Here is a 22,743-nt window from a genome sequence, read left to right on the forward strand (position 1 = left end):
GGAGGCCTTTTGCAATGAACAAAAAGAGCATGAGAGAAATTGAACTGAAGGGGAAACGCGTTTTTTGCCGCGTTGACTTCAACGTTCCGATGAAAGACGGAAATGTGTCGGATGACACACGTATTCGTGCCGCTTTGCCAACCATTAAGCATCTTGTTGAAGCAGGAGCGAAAGTGATCCTGGCAAGTCATTTAGGCCGTCCAAAAGGAGAAGCGGTTGAAGAATTGCGCCTTACTCCTGTAGCTGAGCATCTTGGCGAATTACTGGGCAAAGATGTGAAAAAAGTGGATGAAGCTTACGGGGAAAAAGCACAGGAGGCTGTAGCTGATCTACAGGAAGGTGACGTGCTTGTTCTTGAAAATGTCCGTTTTTACCCGGGCGAAGAAAAGAATGATCAGGATCTTGCAAAAGAATTCGCTGCATTGGCGGATGTCTATGTAAATGACGCTTTCGGCGCTGCTCACCGTGCACATGCTTCAACAGCTGGAATTGCACAATACCTGCCTGCTGTCTCTGGTTTACTGATGGAAAAAGAGCTTGATGTGCTTGGAAAAGCGTTATCCAACCCAGAGCGCCCGTTTACAGCAGTAATTGGCGGAGCAAAAGTAAAAGACAAAATCGGTGTAATCGATAATCTGCTCGACAACGTCGACAACCTGATTATTGGCGGCGGTCTTGCATACACCTTCTTAAAGGCACAGGGCTATGAAGTGGGGAAATCCCTTCTTGAAGAAGACAAAATCGACCTTGCCAACGAGTTTATTAAAAAAGCAGAAGACAAAGGCGTTAAGTTCTACATGCCAAAAGATGTTATTGTTGCAGATGATTTCTCTGAAAATGCCAATACGAAAGAAGTGGACATCGACTCCATTCCTTCAGATTGGGAAGCGCTGGATATCGGACCAAAAACACGCGAAATTTACAGCGATGTAATTAAGCAGTCCAAGCTAGTGATCTGGAACGGACCGATGGGCGTATTTGAACTGGAACCATTTGCAAACGGAACAAAAGCGGTAGGACAAGCCTTGGCAGATGCAGAGGATACATACTCTGTCATCGGAGGAGGAGACTCTGCTGCAGCTGTTGAAAAATTCGGCTTAGCAGACCAAATGAGTCACATCTCAACAGGTGGCGGTGCCTCTCTTGAGTTCATGGAAGGCAAAGAGCTTCCAGGCGTTGTCGCACTAAACGACAAAGAGTAGGCAAACATTTAAAATTCAAGTGAGAAAGGACGTTAATTATGCGTACACCCATTATTGCAGGAAACTGGAAGATGAACAAAACGGCTTCAGAAGCCAGAGCCTTTACAGAAGAGGTCGCATCAAAAGTCCCTTCTAAAGATAAAGTGGAATCAGTAATTTGTTCACCTTCTTTATTTCTTGAGAGTCTGGTGAATTTAACTGCAGATGCTCCTGTGGCAGTCGGAGCTCAAAACATGTACTTCGAAGAAAGCGGAGCATTTACGGGCGAAACAAGCCCTGCAGCTCTTAAAGATCTTGGCGTTGAGTACGTGATTCTCGGCCACTCTGAGCGTCGTGAGCTTTTCAATGAAACAGACGAGTCAGTCAACAAAAAAACACATGCGGCGTTTTCTCACGGACTTGTTCCGATTGTGTGTGTAGGCGAAACGCTTGAGCAGCGTGAAAACGATGAAACCAAAACGTTCGTTGGCGGACAAGTAAGAGCAGCCCTCAGCGGTTTAACCGAAGATAAGGTTAAACAAACGGTCATCGCGTACGAGCCAATCTGGGCGATCGGTACAGGCAAATCTTCTACTGCACAGGATGCAAATGAAGTATGTGCACATGTACGTTCTGTTGTGGCAGAACAGTTCTCTCAGGAAGCAGCAGATGCACTGCGCGTTCAATACGGCGGCAGCGTGAAACCAGGCAACATTAAAGAATATATGGACCAAAGTGATATTGACGGCGCCCTTGTTGGTGGTGCAAGCTTAGAAGCAGAGTCATTCCTTCAATTGCTGGAGGCTGGTGCGAATGTCTAAAGCACCAGTTGCCTTAATCATCCTCGACGGATTCGCTCTTCGGGATGAAAAAGATGGAAATGCAGTGGCTCAGGCAAATAAACCGAATTTTGATCGATATTGGGCTGAATACCCCCACAATATGCTGACTGCCAGTGGTGAAGCAGTCGGCCTTCCGGATGGACAAATGGGCAACTCTGAAGTTGGTCACTTGAACATTGGGGCAGGACGTACCGTTTATCAAAATTTAACCAGAATCAATATTTCCATTCGTGATGAAGATTTTTACAATATCCCGGAATTTCTTCTTGCGGTTGAAAATGCAAAGCGTCATAACAAAGCGCTTCATCTGATGGGTCTGCTGTCAGATGGCGGTGTTCACAGTCATTACAACCATCTTTTTGCCCTGTTAAAGCTGGCAAAAAAACATGGTTTAACCAAAGTGTATGTACACGGCTTTTTAGATGGACGTGATGTCGGCCCAACAACCGCCTTAACGTATATCGAGAATACAGAAGCACAGATGGATGATCTCGGAATTGGGGAGTTTGCGTCAATCTCAGGGCGCTACTTTGCTATGGACCGGGACAACCGCTGGGAACGTGTTGAAAAAGCATACCGTGTGATGGTAGATGGTGTTGGTCCGGCCCACGCCTCTGCCCGCGAAGGTGTAGAAGCTTCCTATGAAAAAGAAGTGCACGATGAATTTGTAGAGCCATTCATAATTGAAAAAGAAGGAGAGCCAGTCGGACGAATACGAGACAATGACTCTGTTATTTTCTTTAATTTCCGTCCAGACCGTGCGATCCAGCTGTCAGCTGCCTTATCGGATCCCGCTTTTGACAGTTTTGATCTTGGCCAATACAAACCAATCGATTTGCAATTTGTCACGTTTACGCATTACAGTGAAAGAGTACAGGCAGATGTTGCCTTTAAAAGCGAAGACTTAAAGAACACCCTTGGTGAGGTGCTTTCTGCAAATGGGCTGACTCAGCTGCGCATTGCAGAAACCGAAAAATATCCACATGTTACGTTCTTTATGAGCGGCGGACGTGAGGAGAAATTCCCGGGGGAAGAACGAATTTTGATTGACTCGCCGAAAGTGGCAACCTACGATTTAAAACCCGAGATGAGTGCATACGAAGTGACGGACGCGTTGCTTGGAGAAATTAAAGAAGACCGCTTTGATGCGATTCTCTTGAATTTTGCCAATCCGGATATGGTAGGACACAGCGGCAAGCTTGAACCAACGATTCAAGCAATTGAAGCAGTCGATGAATGTCTCGGCAAAATTGTCGATCTCATTCATGAAAAAGGCGGTCACGCAATTATCACTGCTGACCACGGCAACTCAGATGAAGTACGGACGCTTGAAGGCAACCCAATGACGGCTCACACGACAAATCCCGTGCCTGTGATCGTCACAAAAGAAGGTGCCGAGCTTCGAGACGGCGGTATTCTGGGCGATTTAGCGCCAACTTTGCTTGATCTATTAAAAGTAGAACTGCCTGAAGAAATGACAGGAACATCCCTGATTAAAAAATAATTTATTAAAAGGAGCGTTTTTCATGCCATTAATTACAGATGTATATGCACGTGAGATTCTGGATTCACGCGGCAACCCAACAATTGAAGTAGAAGTTTACACTGAAAGCGGCGCATTTGGCCGTGCACTTGTTCCATCCGGTGCATCAACTGGCGAGCACGAAGCAGTTGAGCTTCGCGACGGAGACAAAAGCCGTTACCTTGGCAAAGGTGTTCTTCAAGCAGTAGACAACGTGAACAACATCATTGCACCAGAACTAATCGACAGCTATCTTGTTCTTGACCAGGTGTCAATTGACAGAGCGATGATTGAGCTTGACGGTACAGAAAATAAAGGCAAACTTGGCGCTAACGCTATTCTTGGCGTATCAATGGCTGTAGCACATGCTGCTGCTGACTATCTTGACATGCCTCTTTATCAGTACCTTGGCGGTTTCAACGCGAAGCAGCTTCCAGTACCAATGATGAACATCGTTAATGGCGGCGAGCACGCTGACAACAACGTGGACATTCAAGAATTCATGGTTATGCCAGTAGGCGCTGAAACATTCCGTGAAGGACTTCGCATGGGTGCAGAAATTTTCCACGCACTTAAATCAGTTCTTCAAGGCAAAGGCCTGAACACAGCTGTAGGAGACGAAGGCGGATTTGCTCCGAACCTTGGATCGAACGAAGAAGCTCTTTCTACAATTATTGAAGCGATTGAAAAAGCCGGCTACAAGCCAGGAGAAGAAGTTCTTCTTGCGATGGACGTAGCAGCTTCTGAAATCTACAACAAAGAAGATGGAAACTACCACCTTTCTGGTGAAGGCGTTGTGAAATCATCCGCTGAAATGGTTGACTGGTACGCAGAACTTGCTGACAAGTATCCAATCGTATCCATTGAAGACGGTCTTGACGAAAACGACTGGGAAGGCTTCAAGTTGCTGACAGACCGCCTTGGCGATCGCGTACAGCTAGTTGGAGACGACCTGTTCGTAACAAACACAACGAAGCTTTCTCAAGGAATTGAGCAGGGAATCGGAAACTCAATCCTGATCAAAGTAAACCAAATTGGTACGTTGACTGAAACATTTGACGCGATTGAAATGGCTAAACGTGCTGGCTATACAGCAGTCATCTCTCACCGTTCTGGTGAAACTGAAGATGCAACAATTGCTGATATCGCTGTTGCAACAAATGCCGGTCAAATCAAAACTGGTGCACCATCACGTACAGACCGTGTAGCTAAATACAATCAGCTTCTTCGCATCGAAGACCAGCTGGCTGAAACGGCTCAGTACCTTGGAGCAAAAACGTTCTATAACCTGAATAAATAAACATATAAAGAAGCACCGCGTCCTTGAAGGATGCGGTGTTTTTTTGGATTTTAGTGATAGAGTGAAGCGGTGAAGGACAAAAGGGGTCTGGCCCCTGCAGTGGACTGCAGGGGCCAGACCCCTTTTACACTTTAAAGTAGACTCGCACTCAATTAATCCGTACTCACTGCCCGTTTTGCTGAAAGTGTGGAGAAGGTAATCATAATGACGCAAAGAACAGCTATTACAATAAAGCCGAGAATGATCGGCCATGGCTCAGAAAACCCGTCAATCAGGACTGTCCGCATTGCTTCGAAAAGATACGTCACAGGATTAATCGTCGCTGCCACCTTCAGCCATTGTGCTTCAATCAATTCATAGGGAACAAATGTGGTACTCAAAAAAATAAGCGGGAAGAAAATAAAGGTTCCGGCTTGAGCAGACTGAGCGTTCTTTGCCCGAAGAGCTACGCCAACCGAGTATCCTGCAAAAGCGAGTCCCCAGCCGAGAGTCAGAAGCAGCACGACCAGCACACCAAGAGCGCCGCCTGCAACTTCAAGTCCCAGGAAGAACCCGACTGCAATAATAAGTCCAGCTTGAACAACCAGCTGCATCATCCCTGCAATAATGGGCCCTAGTACGATTGCAAGACGGGAGGCAGGGGTGATTAAGAGTCGCGAGAAAAATCCATTGTCCAGGTCCTTTACCAGCGCCTGGCCCGCTCCCCCGGCACCGCCAATCGCAGCCGATACAATCGAAACCGGCAAAATAAAGGCAAGATAGTTTGCTCCTTCAAAAGCAGGAAGATCTGCAATGCCGCTGAGCCCCGCCTCATAGACAAAAAGAAAAAACATGCTGATAGCGAGATTGGGAACAAAAATAAGAGGATTGCGCAAAGTGGTAACTAGACTTCTTTTCGTCATCACCAGTGTATCGGAAACCAGCGAGCCTTTTTGATCAGCCATTAGACGAAGCCTCCTTCTTTTGCTCATTTGTCACCTGTATAAATACATCATCAAGAGAAGGCGGCTGAACATTTAAACGGTCCGGCTGAAGCTGATGCTCATCAAGCCGTCGAATAACGTCTGCCACAATGGCTGTTCCATTCTCCGCGTAAATGGTGACTTCGTTTTTCAGCCGTTCGGCCTGAAGGTCCATCGTTCCTATCAATTCCTGCGCACGAGTGGATTGCTCTTCTGAATCAAATTCCAGTACAATCGCATCAAAGCCGAGTGTTCGTTTAAGTTCTTCAGGGGTGCCTGTAGCGACAATTTCTCCTTTGTTGATAATTGAAATTCGATCTGCCAGCTGATCCGCTTCCTCTAGATATTGGGTCGTCAGAAATATGGTCGTTCCTTCTTCTTTATTTAAACGTTTAATTTCTTTCCAGATTGATTTTCGGTTAGAAGGGTCGAGCCCAGTGGTCGGTTCATCCAGGAATAAGATTTTCGGCTGATGCACCAGTGTCATCGCCAGGTCGAGTCTTCTGCGCATCCCGCCGGAATATTTGCCGCTTAGCCGGTCTGCGTCTTCTGTGAGCCCGACAAGCTCCAACAGCTCTTCTGCCCGGCTCCTTGCTGCTTTTTTAGAAAAGCCGAACAATCTTGCCTGGAATTCAAGCAGTTCAATGCCTTTTAAATCCGGGTCAATTCCTGTTTCCTGCAGGGCCACTCCAATTTGCAGCCGGACCTTTTCCGGCTCTTTATTCACGTCAATCCCGGCCACTTCCATTCTGCCGGATGTCGGTTTTAAAAGTGTTGTTAACAGCTGAACTGTTGTAGATTTCCCCGCTCCATTTGGTCCTAAAAAAGCGAAGAATTCACCTTCTTTCGCTTCAAGAGAGATGCCTTTTACCGCATGCACATTGCCTTTAAACGTTTTCACTGCATTTTCCACTAGTATACTGCCGCCCATCTGCCTCACCTCTTCCGACATTAGTGTCAATCTCTTGCTGCCTATAGTGTATGATGATTCTGACAATTTTACAAATCCCAATGCATGCGGAAAAATTTCAGCAGTTTCACTGGATAGTTTAAAACCATTATATAATTTACATGCAGCTGTTCAGGCTTCGAAAAGAAAGATTGTCTACATCTTCACCCTGTGGTAAAATTGATTCATTGTGATGTTCGGTGCAGGAGGTGGGACTCATGGAAACTTTATTAACGGTGTTGCTTGTCATTACATGTATTTCGTTGATTGTAGTAGTATTATTGCAATCCGGTAAAAGTGCTGGTCTATCAGGTGCGATCTCAGGCGGTGCTGAGCAGCTCTTTGGCAAACAAAAGGCACGCGGAATCGACTTAGTATTGAACCGTATAACGATTGTACTTGCGGTACTATTTTTTGTACTAACTATTTCTGTAGCGTTTGTCGTTGGACGATAACGAATAGATGACCTGATCAAACATCCTTTGGTCAGGCTTTTTTTATTTCATTTTTAACCGATCACTATTATTAGTGAAACAGGAGATAGTATAAAGAGCGGCTTGAGTGTCTTTAAGACACTGCAGAACAAAAGGGGCCAGGCCCCTTTTGTTCTGCAGTGCAATAAAGCATTCATCATATTAAACCGTAAATCACATGATTCGCATTCATTTTTCATGTTGATTAAAATAGAAGAGAGAACTTGACTATACAGGAGTGAATGAAGATGAAATTGAATTTGCCAAAACCTTTTACGTTTGAGGGAGGAAAGCGAGCTGTGCTGTTATTGCACGGATTCACGGGGAATTCCTCGGATGTGCGTATGCTGGGGCGCTTTTTAGAGAAAAATGGATATACATCGCATGCGCCACATTATAAGGGACATGGTGTGCCGCCGGAGGAACTGGTGAAAACCGGACCTAAAGATTGGTGGAAAGATGTGATGAAGGGGTATGATTATTTAAAGAGCCAGGGCTATGAGGAAATTGCGGTTGCCGGACTATCATTAGGGGGCGTATTTTCACTGAAAGTAGGTTACACTGTACCTGTGAAGGGTATTGTGACCATGTGTGCTCCGATGTACATTAAGAGTGAAGAAGTCATGTATAAAGGTGTTTTGGAGTATGCCAGAGAATTTAAGAAGTATGAGGGCAAAGAAGAAGAACAAATTGAAAATGAAATGACTGAATTTGCGAAAACACCAATGGAAACCATAAAGGATCTGCAAGGGCTCATAAAGGACGTGCGAAATTCGGTCGATTTAATTTACACACCAACTTTCGTCGTTCAGGGTCGTCATGATCACATGATCAACACGGATTCTGCCAATATTATTCATGAAGGTGTAGAAACAGACCAGAAAAAGCTGAAGTGGTATGAAGAATCCGGGCATGTCATCACGCTGGGAAAAGAAAAAGAACAGCTGCATGAAGATGTACTGGAGTTTTTGGAATCGCTTGACTGGTCTGTTGAAAAATAAATAGAAGTAAGATTGCTGCAGAGGAGGGGTTAGGTCAATGGAGGATAAGTTAATGAATATGAAAGACAGCCTGTTAAAGTTTATGCGGGATGAAGTGTACAAGCCGCTGACAGTACAGGAGCTCGAAGAACAATTTAATATAAAGGATTCTGAGGATTTTAAATACCTGGTAAAGGCACTTGTTGTGCTTGAGGAAAAGGGGCATATTGTCCGCACAAGAAGCAACCGCTACGGACTTCCTGAAAAAATGAATCTGGTGCGCGGAAAGCTTTCCGGCCATGCCAAAGGATTTGCCTTTTTGATTCCGGAAGAGGCGGGTCTTGATGATGTCTTTATTCCGCCGAATGAAACCGCAAATGCCATGCATGGAGATACGGTGCTTGTCCGGGTGTCAAAGGAATCTCCATCCGGTGACAGAAGAGAGGGCACTGTCGTTCGCATTATTGAACGCGGCGTGACTCAAATCGTTGGAACCTATACAGAAAGCTCAAACTTCGGATTTGTGATTCCGGACGATAAAAAAATGACAAGCGATGTCTTTATTCCGAAAAAAGCAAGCAAGGGAGCCGTTGAAGGCCATAAGGTGATTGTTGAAATCACCGCTTATCCCGATGGACGAAAAAGTGCTGAGGGAGAAGTAAAGGAAATCCTCGGCCACAAGAACGATCCAGGTGTGGACATTCTATCGATCATTCACAAGCACGGTATTGAAGTTGAATTCCCGCCTGAGGTTTTAAAACAGGCAAATGAGGTTCCGGATGAAATTGATCCTTCTGATCTTGAAGGAAGACGCGATCTTCGCGAAGAGGTTTCGGTTACCATTGACGGAGCGGACGCCAAGGATCTGGATGATGCCATTTCACTGAAACAGCTGGAGAATGGAAACTATCTTTTAGGCGTGCATATTGCGGATGTCAGCCACTATGCGACAGAAGGCTCTCCATTGGATGAAGAAGCCTATGACCGAGGAACAAGCGTGTACTTAGTTGACCGGGTTATCCCCATGATTCCCCACCGTCTATCCAACGGCATCTGTTCACTCAATCCAAAGGTGGACCGCTTAACTCTTTCATGTGAAATGGAAATTGACCAGAATGGCGGCGTCATTAACCATGATATTTTCCAGAGTGTAATCCGGACCAATGAGCGAATGACATATGCTGATGTAAACTCCATTTTAGTCGATGAAGACGAAGAGCTGATGAAACGGTACGAACCGCTTGTGCCAATGTTTAAGGATATGGAAAAGCTGGCAGCTATTTTGCGCGGCAAGCGATTTGGCCGTGGAGCCATTGACTTTGATTTTAAAGAAGCTAAAGTGTTTGTAAACGAAGAAGGACATCCGACAGACATCGGAATTCGTGAGCGTTCAGTAGGAGAAAAACTGATTGAAGAGTTTATGCTTGCAGCCAATGAAACAGTAGCTGAACATTTCCACTGGATGAACCTGCCGTTTATTTACCGTATTCACGAGGATCCAAAAGAAGAAAAGCTTCAGCGATTCTTTGAATTTATTACGAATTTCGGCCTTGTTGTTAAGGGGTCAGGAAATGAAATTCATCCGCGTGCCCTACAGGAGATCATTGATGATGTAGCGGGACGTCCGGAGGAAATGGTTGTTTCCACGATGATGCTCCGTTCCATGCAGCAGGCAAAATACGATGAAAACAGCCTAGGGCATTTTGGGCTGGCGACAGAGTTCTATACACATTTCACCTCTCCGATCAGAAGATATCCGGATTTGATCGTGCACCGTTTAATCAGAACGTATTTGATTAACAAAAAGACAGACGAGCGCACCCAGCAGAAATGGAACGCGCTGCTGCCTGAAATCGCCGCTCATACGTCAGGCCGGGAGCGACGTGCAGTAGATGCGGAACGTGAAACAGATGAACTGAAGAAAGCTGAATTTATGCTCGATAAAATCGGGGAAGAATTTGATGGCGTCATCTCTTCTGTCACAAACTTCGGTCTGTTCGTCGAACTCCCTAATACCATCGAGGGACTTGTGCATGTAAGTTATATGACAGATGACTACTACCGCTTTGACGATCGGCATATGGCCATGATTGGTGAACGAACTGCCAATGTATTCAGAATTGGCGATGAGATCACTGTAAGAGTAGTCAATGTGAACAAAGAGGAGCGGGCAATTGATTTTGAAATTGTCGGTATGAAAGGCACACCGAGACGCGATCGCAGAGATACAGCACGTGTCATTCAAAGCGGAGGCGGACGAGGCGGACGTTCCCGTGATAAGAATAAAGAGGGCAAAGGCAAAGCCCGTTCAGGCGGCGAGCGTCCATCTGTTGCTTCCTCTGAAAAGAAGAAAAAGAAAAAGCAAAAGTTTTATGAAGGAATTCCAAGCAGTGCAAAGAATAAGAATCAAAAAAGCCGTAAGAAAAAACGGAAATAACGTACGGGAGCGGCAGCGATCAATCGCTGCCGCCTTGCCCGCTACAAGGAGGAGTCACTTATGCCAAAGGGATCTGGAAAAGTGGTGGCACAGAATAAAAAAGCCAACCATGATTATTTCATCGAAGAAACGTACGAAGCAGGAATCGTCCTGAGAGGAACAGAAATCAAGTCGATACGAAATGGCCGCGTGCAATTAAAAGATTCGTTTGCCCGTATTTCTAACGGAGAAGTGTTTTTAAACAATGCCCATATTTCTCCTTATGAACAGGGAAATCAATTTAATCACGATCCGCTTCGCGAACGTAAACTGCTTCTTCACAGACAGCAGATTAATAAATTAATAGGGGCAACCAAGCAGCAGGGCTATTCCATTGTCCCGCTAAAAATGTATTTAAAAGACGGCTTCGCAAAAGTGCTGATTGGTCTCGCCAAGGGTAAGAAAAATTACGATAAACGTGAAACCCTTAAGAAGAAAGAAGCTAAGCGTGAAATGGCACGTGCGTTTAAAGACAGCCAGCAATAGGCGTGGGGGTTGAAAAAAATTTTAGATATGGTATACTGTTTTATAGTCACTTTCTAGCGACGAGCTGCTCAAATTCCCGAATACATTTGGGAATCCCGTACAGGAAATTGGATAGCATCCTTTTTCTTCCTTGATCAAGGGGACGTTACGGATTCGACAGGAATGGTTCGAGCTTGAGTCGCGAGCCGGAGGGATCGTCTTCGTCATCAACGTCAACACAAATAGTTAACAACAAACAAGATTTAGCTCTAGCTGCCTAATACGCACTTGAGGCCTCACCTGTCTATCGCCCATGTAGACCTGAATGAGGCTCACTTATCAGTGGGATACGCTGTTCGGCCACCATCTGAGGTCGACTGAAGAGACTAATCAGATTAGCCACTTGGACGCCTGTCAATCGGCATAAGAGCTGGCGAATTGCAAGTAGATTGAATACGCTCGTAGACGCTTAAGTGTTGAAGTTTCTGGACGTGGGTTCGACTCCCACCGTCTCCACCAATACATAACTTGGTGGAATTACTGACATAGATAAATGCAATGTGCAACAGGGATATTAGAGGAGATACACTCTTCTGTAATATCCCTGTTTTTTATTTGGTCAGCAAGGTATGACTCAACATTTTATATTGATGTGGCAGGTCTCAGTGCATAATAAGCTAAATTATTGCTTTTATACTAAGCCTTCTGTATTCTGAAAAATAATTATGAACATAATGGAGGACGTAAAATAATGAATAAAAATTTTATATTATCAACTAACACCGAATCAGGTGATTCTGACTCAACTAGTGACAGTTCGTCTGTTCAGGAGCCTGATTATTGTATCCAATCCATCAATATACGTAAGGCGGTAAATCGCTTATGTTAACAGCTGTGCTTACATTGCTGCTTGGCGTGATCGTGATTCTTGCGATTATCGCCGCAAATGGATATTTTGTCGCTCAAGAATTTGCATACATGTCGGTTGACCGCTCACGATTACGGGCACTGGCAGATCAAGGGGATTCACAAGCGAAACGTGCATTAAAGGTCACAAATCAGACATCATTCATGCTTTCTGGAGCTCAGCTCGGCATAACTGTAACAGGCCTGCTTATTGGGTACGTTGCCGAGCCTTTGGTGGGAGAGAGTTTAAGTGTGCTGCTTGACGGGGCAGGCGTGCCTGCTGCTGTTAGCATCTCAGTCGGTACTGTACTGGCTTTGAGTGTTTCAACCATTGTACAGATGATTTTTGGTGAATTATATCCTAAAAACCTTGCGATTGCGAATCCAGAACCATTAGCGCGAAAGCTCGCTTCCTCAACAAATATTTACCTTAAGATTTTCGGATGGCTGATTAAATTTTTCGATCAGTCAGCTAATAAATTTTTGAGGCTTCTGCGAATTGAGCCAGTGCATGATATAGATAGCAGTGCCAATGCACGGGATCTTGAATCCATCGTAGCGGACTCCCGTGAAAGCGGTGATTTACCAAAAGGCTTATCTATTTTACTGGATCGAATTTTAGACTATCCGCAGCGTAACGCCGAGCATGCAATGACACCGCGTTCTCGCGCGCGCAGCGTAAATCCGGATATGACAATAGGAGAGGTACGGTCTTTAATGGCGAAGGAACATACCCGTTATCCGGTTGTTAATACAGAAGATGAACCAATTGGTGTTGTGCATCTGGTCGACGTGCTGTCCTCCTCTGCCGCTGAAGCTGACTCTGTAACTACAATTATGAGACCGCCGTTAGTTGTGGCCACTTTAATGGCGCTGCCAGATGTGCAGGAACGCATGAGTGAGACAAAAGACGACCTTGCTTGTGTCATTGATGAGTATGGCGGCTTTACTGGAATCCTGACGTTGGAAGACTTGGCTGAAGAAGTGGTTGGAGAAATCTCAGATGAGCACGACAGCGGCGAAATGCCTGCTTTAGTCAAATCTAAAGGTGAAGGCTCGTGGCAAATGAGCGGAGATGTTCACATTGATGAGGCCGAACGCGAAATCGGGTACGAGCTGCCGCGTGGTGATTATGAAACAATAGCGGGAATGCTAATTGCTCATTATGGAAACCTCCCAGCTGTTAATGAAAAGATTACGGTAGAGCTTCCGGAGGACCCGGCTGATCTTGTAAACGATGATCCAATCCGCCGGTCCTTAGAAGCAAAGATTATTGAGGTGGATAAAAGGGTTCCTACTCTGGTCAACTTTACAATCGATCAAACAGAAACGCACATTGATTCAGAATCGGAACAAGTAAGGAGGGGGCGTAATGAGTAACCCCTTGATCGTGATTTTAGTAACTACAGGAATTATTTCATTAAGTGCCTTCTTTGTTATCATCGAATTTGCGCTTCTTGGAGCTAGGCGTCATCGACTTGAAGAGGCAGCGCGCACAAACCGGGGCGCCCGGGCTGCATTAAAATCTGTCAATGAACTTACTGTCATGCTGGCAGGTGCGCAGTTAGGAATTACAGTATGTACGTTCGCTTTAGGTGCGGTGACGAAACCAGCAGTAGATGATTGGTTTTCTCCGTTATTTGCTGGGGCGGGTCTTCCATACTGGCTGGCAGATGGAACATCTTTCTTTTTATCCCTGCTGATTGTGACATTCCTGCATCTGGTCATTGGAGAGATGGCGCCAAAATCATGGGCGATTGCGCACCCTGAGGCTTCAGCCATAATGGTTGGCCTGCCAGCACGCATATTTATCCGTCCATTTCGCCCATTGTTATTATGGGTAAACCACATAGCCAACAGCCTTGTGAAGGCATCTGGTGTGGAACCAGTTAATAGTGCTGCGGTTGGCGGCCAGGATGCCGAGACCATTCGGCACCTTGTGGAATATTCAGCTAATGTCGGTGCGCTGGACGCGTCGATCCGTAAACCTATCTCAGGTGCTCTGGATTTGGAAACTTTGCGGGTCGGGGACTTGCTTTCGGATAATGCATCTGCCACAGCGGTAGATTCAGAAGCCACCGCACAGGATGTCCAGGAAGCCACACAGCGTACAGGACACAAAAGGATCCTTATTATGGCTGAGGATCAAGCACCTCCAAGAGTCCTGCATGTACGCGATACGATGCTAGAGCCGGCGGACAAGCCGGTGTGGGAACTGGCACGCCCTTCATTCGTTTTGGAGCCGGGTACACTCTTGCATGAAGCTCTTACCAACATGCGGCGCTCCAGTGAGCAGCTTGCCGTTGTTATGGACGGTTCAGAGTTCCTTGGTGTCATCACGATGAATGATATTTTTAACAATGTGCTGCCCCGTATGACTGAACAAGAGAATTCTCCATCAAAAAGTTAAGATAGTCTAAATTTAGGCATCTGCAGCTGTGGAGACATTGTTCGGAATAAAGAATAGTAAATAGAGGTTTATGATGGTTGGACTCCCATTGTATTCACTAAATGTACAAATTGGTGACATACTCTAAAGAGCTTGAGACAAAACTCAAAATGTTTAAATAATGAGTAAGTATTCATAAATAGTAAGAGGTGAACGGAGCGGAAGGTGGCGACTCCCAGCAGGAGATGATGGCAAGCTGAGACTTTACAGAGCAACGCCTTGTAAAGTCTCAGCGCCGTCCCTGCCTGAAGCGAAGGGAACCGGTCAAAGAGCTTGGGACATTTTGTCCCTGGCTCTTTATTTTTTTGCAACCGGATTTTAAACGAGCTGCATTTCGTCAGGCAGATTAAAAGCATGAGTCCTTTCTTTCATGTTATAGTGGTCTCATCGTAAAAAGGAGGCATTCACATGACAACACTTTTAGAAGACATACAAGCTTATAAAGAACAGTTTAAGCAAAAGGCGCCGAAAGAAAAACAGGAAATTATGGCGAAAGCTACCCATGACCTAAAAGAATCAGGTGTTGCACAAGGTCTGCAAAAAGGAGATCAGGCTCCAGCCTTCACTTTGCCAAATGCGGCTGGCGAACTTGTTTCACTGGAAGATGTGTTGAAACATGGTCCTGTAATTTTGACCTTTTATCGAGGCGGCTGGTGTCCGTACTGCAACCTTGAATTAAAAGCGTATCAAAAAGAGCTTTCTGCGATACATGAAGCGGGAGCATCACTAATCGCGATCAGCCCGGAAAAGCCGGATGCTTCTTTATCGACTAAGGAAAAAAATGATCTGCAATTTACTGTGCTGAGTGATGATGCCAACGGTGTAGCTGAGCAGTTTGATCTTGTATTTAAAATGCCGGAGGATTTAATTGCCGTTTATAAAGAATCCGGACTCGATGTTCCGGGGCATAATGGAAATAACGATTGGGAGCTGCCTAAGCCTGCAACGTTTGTAATTGATTCATCAGGCGAAATTATCTTTGCAGAGGTCGAATCTGATTACACAAAACGTGTGGAGCCTTCTAAAGTAGTTCAAGTTGTAAAAGAAACAAAAAGTAAATAATTTTCAATCCAAGAGGCTGCGACATTATTTTTAAAAGGGTTAAAATGAACCAATATATATCAGGTGATTGGAGCGGAAGGTGGCGACTCCCAGCAGGATGTGACGGCAAGCAGAGACTCCGCAGGGCAAAGCCTGGAGGAGGCTCAGCGCCGTCCCTGCTGAAAGCGTCCACCTGAAGCGAAGTGAACCGGTCAAAGAGCTTGAGACACATTTTGTCTCAGGCTTTTTTGGTTTGACTTTTAAATAGAAGAGAAAACAGTAGAATAGCCAATTTTAAAATAGGGGGAATTGTAATGGAATTCAGCTACATACAAACAAACGGAATCACACTGCATGTTGGAACTACCGGAAAACAGGACGGTCCTCTGGCGATTTTGCTTCACGGATTTCCTGAGTTCTGGTACAGCTGGAGGGAGCAGATTGACAGCCTTGTTGAGCAGGGATATCGTGTCATTGTTCCTGATCAGCGCGGCTATAATAAAAGTGATAAGCCGATTGGTGAACAGGCGTATACGGTGGATGCACTTAGAGATGATGTAGTAGGGTTAATCCAAAGCTTCGGCCGGGACAAAGCAGTCATCATCGGTCACGACTGGGGAGGCGTTGTGGCGTGGCACCTTGCAGCGACGCGATCTGAATGGGTTGAAAAATTAGTGATCTTAAACAGTCCCCATCCAGCTGTGTTGAAGGATACGATGAAAAGAAAACCTGTGCAGTTTTTAAAAAGTTTATATGTGTTCTTTTTTCAAATACCAAAATTGCCTGAATGGCTGCTGCAAAAAAATCAATTTAAGCGGCTGAAAAAGGCACTTCTCTCGACAAGCCGTCCATATGCATTTACTGAAGAAGACCTGGAATTATATAAAGAAGCATGGTCGAGGCAGGGTTCTCTAACTGCGATGATTAACTGGTATCGTGCACTGAAAGCAAAACAGAAACAGGAAGACCCTGCTGTCATCACAGTTCCTGTCAAAATCATTTGGGGAATTCACGATTCCTTCCTTTCTCTTGCCATTGCAGAGGAAAACGAGAAGCAATGCACAAATGTGGGAACCGTGCTAGTAGATGCTACTCATTGGGTGCATATTGAACAGCCTGAATTGGTAAACGACCATATACGCACCTTTCTTAAGAACTAAAATAAGTTTTTTACTGAGTGATCAGAAAATTATGGTAAAATCAATGTATTCAAGAAAGGCGGAGATTACATGAAAAACACAAAACACATAAAGGATATAAGAGGAAAAGAGAAAAAGAAATAGAACGGCAGAGCATAATCCGCTTCTACCGGAATGCGAACGTTCTATTCAGGAGGAGCATGTATAGATGTTAAATCAAAAAGGTTTTAATCTCTGGGCAAATGAGTACGATACGACAGTTCAGATTAGCGAAGAAAACAATGTGTACCCATTTGCAGGCTACAAAAAGATCTTGAATATGATTTTTAATGAAGTGATGAAAAATCCACAATCAACTGTTCTTGATATTGGGTTCGGTACGGGAGTGCTAACAGGGAAGCTTTATGAGCATGGCCACTTGATTGACGGGATCGACTTTTCATCCGAGATGATCCGGCTTGCTCAAATGAAAATGCCGGAAGCGAACTTAATGGAGTGGGATTTCTCCAAAGGGCTCCCTGAATCAGTAAAAGAAAAACAGTACGATTGGATAATCAGCACCTATGCCCTTCATCATTTAACGGATCAGGATAAAGTCGAGTTCATTCAAGGTTTGCTTCCGGTGCTTTCAAAAACAGGGAAAATCTTAATTGGAGATATTTCATTTAATAATCGGGAGCAATTAGAGCACTGTAAGAAAGAAAATCTTGCTTACTGGGACCATGACGAATTTTATTTCGCGGCCGATGAAATATGTGAGGCACTGAACCCATATGCACAATGTGGGTATCATGCGGTCTCCCATTGTGGCGGGATATTTGTTATAACTGCTTAGAAAAACGTTGAGATTGAACGAGGAAAAATGCTTCAATCAAGTCATTTTTACTATTGTAAGTATTAGGTGAACGGAGCGAAAAGCGTCCACCTAAATGCAATGAATCGGTTAGAAGGGGTTGGGACATGTATGTGTCCCAGCCTCTTTTTGTATATTAATTAAAGAAGAGAACTTAGCACTTTAAATTCATCGTTATGTATGTTAAAATAACGGGTGATGCAAATTGAGATCGTAACGTTAAACAACGAACTAAAACTGGACAAGTCACTGAAATAAAAGGATTTACCTTTAAAGGTGAATTTTGAAAAGAGGGTTTTACTATGACTAAAACATCCATTTATGGATTAACATTAGAGCAATTGACATTATGGCTGGTGGAACAGGGGCAAAAAAAGTTCCGTGCAGCTCAAATTTGGGATTGGCTGTATAAAAAACGTGTAGCAGACTTTTCTCAAATGAAGAATTTAAATTCAGACTGTGTGGCACTGCTTGATGAGCATTTCTATATTCAGTCCCTGAAAGAAGAAGTCGTTCAGAAATCAGAAGACGGTACGATTAAATTCTTATTTAAACTTGAAGACGGCAACCTGATCGAAACGGTGCTGATGCGGTTTAACTATGGTCTGTCAGTCTGTGTGACCACACAGGTGGGCTGTAATATCGGCTGTACGTTCTGTGCCAGCGGACTGCTGAAGAAGAACCGTGATTTATCTGGTGGAGAAATTGTGGAGCAGATCATGAATGTTCAGCACCATTTGGACAGCATGGGCAAGGATGAGCGCGTAAGCCACATCGTTGTAATGGGAATAGGAGAACCATTCGACAACTATCCAAATATGATGGACTTTTTCCGCGTAGTAAATGATCAAAAAGGCCTTTCAATTGGTGCGCGTCACATTACAGTATCAACAAGCGGTCTCGCGGATAAGATTTATGATTTTGCAGATGAGGATATTCAGATCAACCTGGCTGTTTCTCTTCATGCTCCAAACAATGAACTGCGTACGCAGATTATGAAAATTAACCGTGCGTACCCGCTTGAAAAGCTAATGCCGGCCATTGATTACTATTTAGAAAAAACAAACCGCAGAATTACGTTTGAATACATTTTGCTGAAAGATGTCAATGACCATAAAGAAGAAGCGGTGCAGCTTGCCAATCTTCTCAGCAACAAGCGCCATCTTTCCTATGTCAACCTGATTCCGTACAACCCGGTTGATGAACACAATCAATATGAACGAAGCACAAAAAAAGCGATCGTTGAATTTTACGAAACGCTCCTAAAACGCGGCATCAACTGCGGCGTGCGTGTTGAACAGGGCTCTGACATCGACGCGGCATGCGGTCAGCTTCGAAGCAAGCAAATTAAAAAAGACAAAGTTACAAATTAATTAGTTTCACCCTTACGAAGAATGTTTTCATGATTTTACTCATGAAAACATTCTTTCTTTTTTAATGCTTAGGATGTTCATTTATTTAGGAAGCTAAAGGGATAGCTAGAAGCGGTTCTCTCCTGAAAATTATGCTAAGTTATAATAAGAGTATATAATCCAACCAAAATTTGAAAGAATAGGTTCATTGAAGTGAAGGGCGGTGACTCCAGTGGGAGCAAGCAGGAAGGGTGAGACTATGAAATCCGCCAGCATGGAAGGGGCTCACCTCCCGCCCGCTGGATAAGCATCCCTCCGGAACGGAAATGAACCGGTCCCCTTTTTTAAAAATGTAGAAGTAAGAATGAAAATTGTATTACCTGACCATCTGTTCATTTACTCTGTTGACTTAAAGTTTAAAAGAATAGGTTCATTGAAGTGAAGGGCGGTGACTCCTGTGGGAGCAAGCGGGAAGGGTGAGACCGTGAAATGCGCCAGCATGGAAGGGGCTCACCTCCCGCCCGCTGGATAAGCATCCGCCCGGAACGGAAATGAACCGGTCCCCTTTTTTAAAAATGTAGAAGTAAGAATGAAAATTGTATTACCTAACCGTCTGTTCATTTACTCTGTTGACTTAAAGTTTAAAAGAATAGGTTCATTGAAGTGAAGGGCGGTGACTCCTATTGGGGCAAGCGTGAAGGATGAGACCGTGAAATGCGGCAGTATGGAAGGGGCTTACCTCCCGCCCGCTGGATAAGCATCCGTCCGTAACGGAAATGAACCGGTTCCTGCTAAAGATATTCACTTTTAAAGGAGGAAGCCCATGAAAATCAACGAATTGTTCCGCAAGCGCATAGGATTTCCGATGGATCAACCGCTGGATTTTGCTCATTTACATTCTATACTTGAAAAAACAGCGTATAGCATCCCCTTCGAAAATAGGGCGATTATGAAAAAGGAAAGAAATGATCTGACAGAAGAATTTATCGTTCAAAAGCTTCTCACGCTCAAACAGGGAGGATTATGCTATGAATTAAACACTGTCCTATTCTTATTTTTAGCAGAAAACGGGTTTCAGGTCAGTATGATGAAAGGGCGGGTTTTTAATGCCGACACCATGACATGGAGTGCCATTGGCAAGACGCATGCAGCGATAAAGCTGACCTATGAGAATCGGGATTATTTAATTGACACAGGATTTGGCGGGAATCTGCCGCTTGCTCCCGTTCCGTTCACCGGTGAGAGCGTTGAGACTTCTAATGGAAGATTCCGGATTCGATCGAGAGAAGATGATTTTATTTTGGAAATGGTCGTAAGGCATAAAGATGATGACTGGAGAACAGGGTATGCATTCACTCCTGAGCCTGTGGATATTTCATCATGGAATGAATTAAGAGATCAGCTGATCGACGAAGAGCTATCGCCATTTAATAAACAGCTCCTGATTACACAGCTGACGAAAGAAGGAAATAAAACATTGACGAATAAGACGTTTACTCAGTGGGCGAATGGAGAAAATAAAAAAGAAGAAATTAGAGAAGAAAATTTTACTCGTTTGGCAAAGTTGCATTTTGGGATTGTTTAATTAAAGAATAGCAAAAAAAAAAGCTGCCAGCAGTCCATCGTTACATGGACTTGCTGAACAGCTTTTTTTATTCGAGGTTGGCGTGTTTTCCATACATTTTATCATGATCAAGTCCATTTTTCTCCATGAACCGTAAGATCAATGCATCATAGAACACCAATAAGGTTTGTTCAAAAAGAGAGCCCATCGGCTGGATCGTATGAAAGTCGCTTTGGGACTGATCCTTTGGCGCACCGGGAAGCTTGACTGTAAAAGTGGAAAGTTTCCCAATGCTAGATTCCGGGTTAATGGTGACAGCTGCAATCGTTCCGCCAATACTCCTGGCTTTCTCAGCAATCGACACCAGCCCTTTTGTTTCGCCGGAGCCTGAACCAATAATAAGCAGATCATCTTGCTCAAAAGTAGGGGTGACGGTTTCTCCGATAACATAGGCGTCTATTCCCATATGCATCATTCGCATCACAAAGGATTTGGCCATAAAACCAGACCGTCCGCCACCTGCTACAAAAACCTTTTTGGCTTTTAGAATGCTGTTTACTAACGTCTCAGCCTCTTGATCGGAAAGTAACGCAGCAGACTTTTCTAATTCCGCAACGATTTTAGCTGCGTATTGCACAGTCTGCATGTTAGATTATGCTTGTTTGATAAGCTTTTGCATAGCTGAGGCTGCTGCTTTTTTATCCTCTTGTCCGGTAATTCCTCCACCGACAATGACAAGATCAGGCTGTACTTTGATGACTTCTGGAAGTGTTTCTAATTTAATGCCGCCTGCAATTGCAGTTTTCGCATTTTTAACTACATCTTTAATTGTCTGCAGATCTTCAAACGAATTTTTGCCTTCTGCCTGAAGGTCATAGCCTGTATGAACACAAATGTAGTCTACGCCTAAAGCATCTACTTCTTTTGCACGTGCAGCAAGATCTTTAACCGCCATCATATCAACGAGAATTTTTTTACCTTGTTTTTTCGCTTCTTCCACTGCACCTTTAATAGATGCATCTTCAGCTGCTCCAAGAATGGTCACAATGTCTGCGCCGGCTTTAGCGGCCTGTCCTACTTCATAGCCTGCCGCATCCATGATCTTAAGGTCTGCAAGTACTTTTAGATTTGGATAAGCTTCTTTCATTTGCTTAACTGCTGTAAGTCCTTCATTTATCACAACAGGAGTACCGATTTCAACTACATCGATATGCTCTTCAACTTCCTTAACCAATTCAATTGCTTCTGGAATGTTTACTAAATCAAGTGCTAATTGTAATTCCATCTCTGCGTCACTCCTCATGTGTTTTATAAAATCATTCATTAAAAAATGAACATAGATGAAAGTATACATGTTATAATCAATTTATGTAAGTACGCACTTTTTTCTTACATAGTGTTAAAAAGTATACTATGAGTAATAACAGGCTTTGGAGGCGATTAAATGACTAGAATGCAGGATAAAATATTTCATTGTGAAAAGGAATTAACGCTGTCAGTGATCGGCGGCAAATGGAAGATGCTGATTTTATGGCATTTAGGCAAAGAGGGAACAAAGCGATTTGGCGAACTAAAATCACTCATGCCCGGCATTACCCAGCGGATGCTTGTGAATCAGCTTCGGGAACTTGAAGAAGATCAAATTGTGCATCGCGAAGTTTATCCCGTCGTGCCCCCTAAGGTTGAATATTCCTTAACCGCAAATGGCGAGAGCTTAATGCCAATACTAGATGCCATGTACACATGGGGCAAAGACTATATGGTTAATGTGGTGGAGAAGGAAAAAGATCAGCCAAAATCAGTTTAGAATATGAAAACGAATCTCTGCAGATAGGGGTTCGTTTTTTTGTGTGGAAATTGTTATAATTTAGTTAGACTTCAATAGATTGCATCAAAAGGGGGAGCGATATGAGGTATAACCGCAATGAAGCATTTCGCTTCGCATTCAAGGAACCGCTGCATGCCCGTTTTTCCATTTATGAAGTGAACGGGAAAGCGGTTGAAACAACAGAAGGAGGAATTCAGCTGTTGGACATAAGTCCGAGCGGCACCAAAGCGTATTCGGAACTGAATATCCCCTTTAAAGAAACCAACCCCGTCAAAATTGTCATGCACTTTCAATTAAATGAAGAAAGCTATCATTTTAAGGGCAAAATTGTCTGGAAAAAGGTATGGAGCGATGGGTTCATGTATGGCGTGTCTTTTCTTATTAATGAGGATATGCAGCAGGAAATTGTGAAACAGCTTAAATTATATGTGAAAAATGTAAAAAACTAAAAAGGACCACCG

Annotated in this window: 21 protein-coding genes and 1 other RNA gene; 18 read left to right on the top strand and 4 right to left on the bottom strand. The window is 44.1% G+C overall.

Going from position 1 to position 22,743, the window contains the following annotated elements:
- Window positions 1-14 precede the first annotated feature (14 nt).
- The 4 genes from ACQCT8_RS02660 to eno are packed head-to-tail and all read left to right on the top strand — an operon-like array spanning window position 15 to window position 4,845.
- On the top strand, window positions 15-1,202 hold the full coding sequence (locus ACQCT8_RS02660; RefSeq protein ID WP_426868194.1) for a phosphoglycerate kinase: 1,188 nt from the start codon (window positions 15-17) through the stop codon (window positions 1,200-1,202).
- A 38-nt stretch (window positions 1,203-1,240) separates the two neighbouring features.
- Window positions 1,241-2,002 (top strand): triose-phosphate isomerase, encoded by a 762-nt coding sequence (gene tpiA / locus ACQCT8_RS02665; protein WP_426868196.1) that lies wholly within the window; start codon window positions 1,241-1,243, stop codon window positions 2,000-2,002.
- Window positions 1,995-3,527 carry a 2,3-bisphosphoglycerate-independent phosphoglycerate mutase gene (gpmI, locus tag ACQCT8_RS02670; RefSeq protein ID WP_426868198.1) on the top strand — a complete coding sequence of 511 codons (1,533 nt, stop codon included), beginning with the start codon at window positions 1,995-1,997 and terminating at the stop codon, window positions 3,525-3,527. Before tpiA ends, gpmI begins: the two co-directional genes overlap by 8 nt.
- Window positions 3,528-3,549: 22 nt before the next feature.
- The gene (gene eno / locus ACQCT8_RS02675; RefSeq protein ID WP_426868200.1) at window positions 3,550-4,845 is read left to right on the top strand and encodes a phosphopyruvate hydratase; all 1,296 of its coding nucleotides are present in this window, start codon (window positions 3,550-3,552) and stop codon (window positions 4,843-4,845) included.
- A gap of 152 nt (window positions 4,846-4,997) precedes the next feature.
- Here eno and ACQCT8_RS02680 read toward each other — a convergent pair whose 3' ends face one another.
- Together ACQCT8_RS02680 and ACQCT8_RS02685 are read right to left on the bottom strand one after the other, a co-directional pair.
- On the bottom strand, window positions 4,998-5,789 hold the full coding sequence (locus tag ACQCT8_RS02680; RefSeq protein ID WP_278240370.1) for an ABC transporter permease: 792 nt from the start codon (window positions 5,787-5,789) through the stop codon (window positions 4,998-5,000).
- Complete coding sequence (locus ACQCT8_RS02685) at window positions 5,782-6,759, bottom strand: ATP-binding cassette domain-containing protein (RefSeq protein ID WP_426868202.1); 978 nt, start codon at window positions 6,757-6,759, stop codon at window positions 5,782-5,784. Before ACQCT8_RS02685 ends, ACQCT8_RS02680 begins: the two co-directional genes overlap by 8 nt.
- A 215-nt stretch (window positions 6,760-6,974) precedes the next feature.
- Here ACQCT8_RS02685 and secG point away from each other — a divergent pair, with 215 nt between their 5' ends.
- The 12 genes from secG (at window position 6,975) to ACQCT8_RS02745 (ending at window position 20,475) form a co-directional block, all read left to right on the top strand.
- The gene (gene secG / locus ACQCT8_RS02690; protein WP_041060890.1) at window positions 6,975-7,211 is read left to right on the top strand and encodes a preprotein translocase subunit SecG; all 237 of its coding nucleotides are present in this window, start codon (window positions 6,975-6,977) and stop codon (window positions 7,209-7,211) included.
- A gap of 266 nt (window positions 7,212-7,477) precedes the next feature.
- Window positions 7,478-8,230 carry an alpha/beta hydrolase gene (locus ACQCT8_RS02695; RefSeq protein WP_426868204.1) on the top strand — a complete coding sequence of 251 codons (753 nt, stop codon included), beginning with the start codon at window positions 7,478-7,480 and terminating at the stop codon, window positions 8,228-8,230.
- A 37-nt stretch (window positions 8,231-8,267) separates the two neighbouring features.
- Entirely contained in the window at window positions 8,268-10,646 is a 2,379-nt protein-coding gene (gene rnr / locus ACQCT8_RS02700; protein ID WP_426868206.1) for a ribonuclease R, read from the top strand.
- A gap of 60 nt (window positions 10,647-10,706) precedes the next feature.
- Window positions 10,707-11,171 (top strand): SsrA-binding protein SmpB, encoded by a 465-nt coding sequence (smpB, locus tag ACQCT8_RS02705; protein ID WP_426868208.1) that lies wholly within the window; start codon window positions 10,707-10,709, stop codon window positions 11,169-11,171.
- A 138-nt stretch (window positions 11,172-11,309) separates the two neighbouring features.
- Window positions 11,310-11,669: a transfer-messenger RNA gene (gene ssrA, locus ACQCT8_RS02710) on the top strand.
- A gap of 363 nt (window positions 11,670-12,032) precedes the next feature.
- Window positions 12,033-13,436: a hemolysin family protein gene (locus ACQCT8_RS02715; protein ID WP_426868210.1), complete on the top strand. Its 1,404-nt coding sequence runs from the start codon at window positions 12,033-12,035 to the stop codon at window positions 13,434-13,436.
- Window positions 13,429-14,466, top strand: coding sequence for a CNNM domain-containing protein (locus tag ACQCT8_RS02720; protein ID WP_426868212.1), 1,038 nt, complete (start codon window positions 13,429-13,431; stop codon window positions 14,464-14,466). Before ACQCT8_RS02715 ends, ACQCT8_RS02720 begins: the two co-directional genes overlap by 8 nt.
- Window positions 14,467-14,913: 447 nt before the next feature.
- A complete protein-coding gene (locus tag ACQCT8_RS02725) occupies window positions 14,914-15,567 on the top strand; it encodes a peroxiredoxin-like family protein (RefSeq protein ID WP_426868214.1) in 654 nt (217 codons plus the stop codon).
- A 278-nt stretch (window positions 15,568-15,845) separates the two neighbouring features.
- Window positions 15,846-16,706 carry an alpha/beta fold hydrolase gene (locus ACQCT8_RS02730; protein WP_426868312.1) on the top strand — a complete coding sequence of 287 codons (861 nt, stop codon included), beginning with the start codon at window positions 15,846-15,848 and terminating at the stop codon, window positions 16,704-16,706.
- A gap of 187 nt (window positions 16,707-16,893) precedes the next feature.
- The gene (locus ACQCT8_RS02735; RefSeq protein WP_426868216.1) at window positions 16,894-17,520 is read left to right on the top strand and encodes a class I SAM-dependent methyltransferase; all 627 of its coding nucleotides are present in this window, start codon (window positions 16,894-16,896) and stop codon (window positions 17,518-17,520) included.
- A gap of 320 nt (window positions 17,521-17,840) precedes the next feature.
- The gene (gene rlmN / locus ACQCT8_RS02740) at window positions 17,841-18,911 is read left to right on the top strand and encodes a 23S rRNA (adenine(2503)-C(2))-methyltransferase RlmN (RefSeq protein ID WP_426868218.1); all 1,071 of its coding nucleotides are present in this window, start codon (window positions 17,841-17,843) and stop codon (window positions 18,909-18,911) included.
- An 802-nt stretch (window positions 18,912-19,713) separates the two neighbouring features.
- Window positions 19,714-20,475, top strand: coding sequence for an arylamine N-acetyltransferase family protein (locus ACQCT8_RS02745; RefSeq protein ID WP_426868221.1), 762 nt, complete (start codon window positions 19,714-19,716; stop codon window positions 20,473-20,475).
- A gap of 67 nt (window positions 20,476-20,542) precedes the next feature.
- Here ACQCT8_RS02745 and hxlB read toward each other — a convergent pair whose 3' ends face one another.
- The gene (hxlB, locus tag ACQCT8_RS02750) at window positions 20,543-21,100 is read right to left on the bottom strand and encodes a 6-phospho-3-hexuloisomerase (RefSeq protein WP_426868223.1); all 558 of its coding nucleotides are present in this window, start codon (window positions 21,098-21,100) and stop codon (window positions 20,543-20,545) included.
- Between the two features lie 6 nt (window positions 21,101-21,106).
- A complete protein-coding gene (gene hxlA, locus ACQCT8_RS02755) occupies window positions 21,107-21,739 on the bottom strand; it encodes a 3-hexulose-6-phosphate synthase (RefSeq protein ID WP_426868225.1) in 633 nt (210 codons plus the stop codon).
- Between the two features lie 159 nt (window positions 21,740-21,898).
- Between hxlA and ACQCT8_RS02760 the strand changes: the two genes are divergently transcribed.
- Together ACQCT8_RS02760 and ACQCT8_RS02765 are read left to right on the top strand one after the other, a co-directional pair.
- Entirely contained in the window at window positions 21,899-22,261 is a 363-nt protein-coding gene (locus ACQCT8_RS02760; protein WP_426868227.1) for a winged helix-turn-helix transcriptional regulator, read from the top strand.
- 101 nt (window positions 22,262-22,362) lie between these two features.
- Window positions 22,363-22,731 carry a PilZ domain-containing protein gene (locus tag ACQCT8_RS02765; protein WP_426868228.1) on the top strand — a complete coding sequence of 123 codons (369 nt, stop codon included), beginning with the start codon at window positions 22,363-22,365 and terminating at the stop codon, window positions 22,729-22,731.
- Window positions 22,732-22,743 lie beyond the last annotated feature (12 nt).

The sequence above is a fragment of the Jeotgalibacillus proteolyticus genome, from assembly GCF_050107735.1.
In the GTDB taxonomy this organism is placed as follows: Bacteria; Bacillota; Bacilli; order Bacillales; family Jeotgalibacillaceae; genus Jeotgalibacillus; species Jeotgalibacillus proteolyticus_A.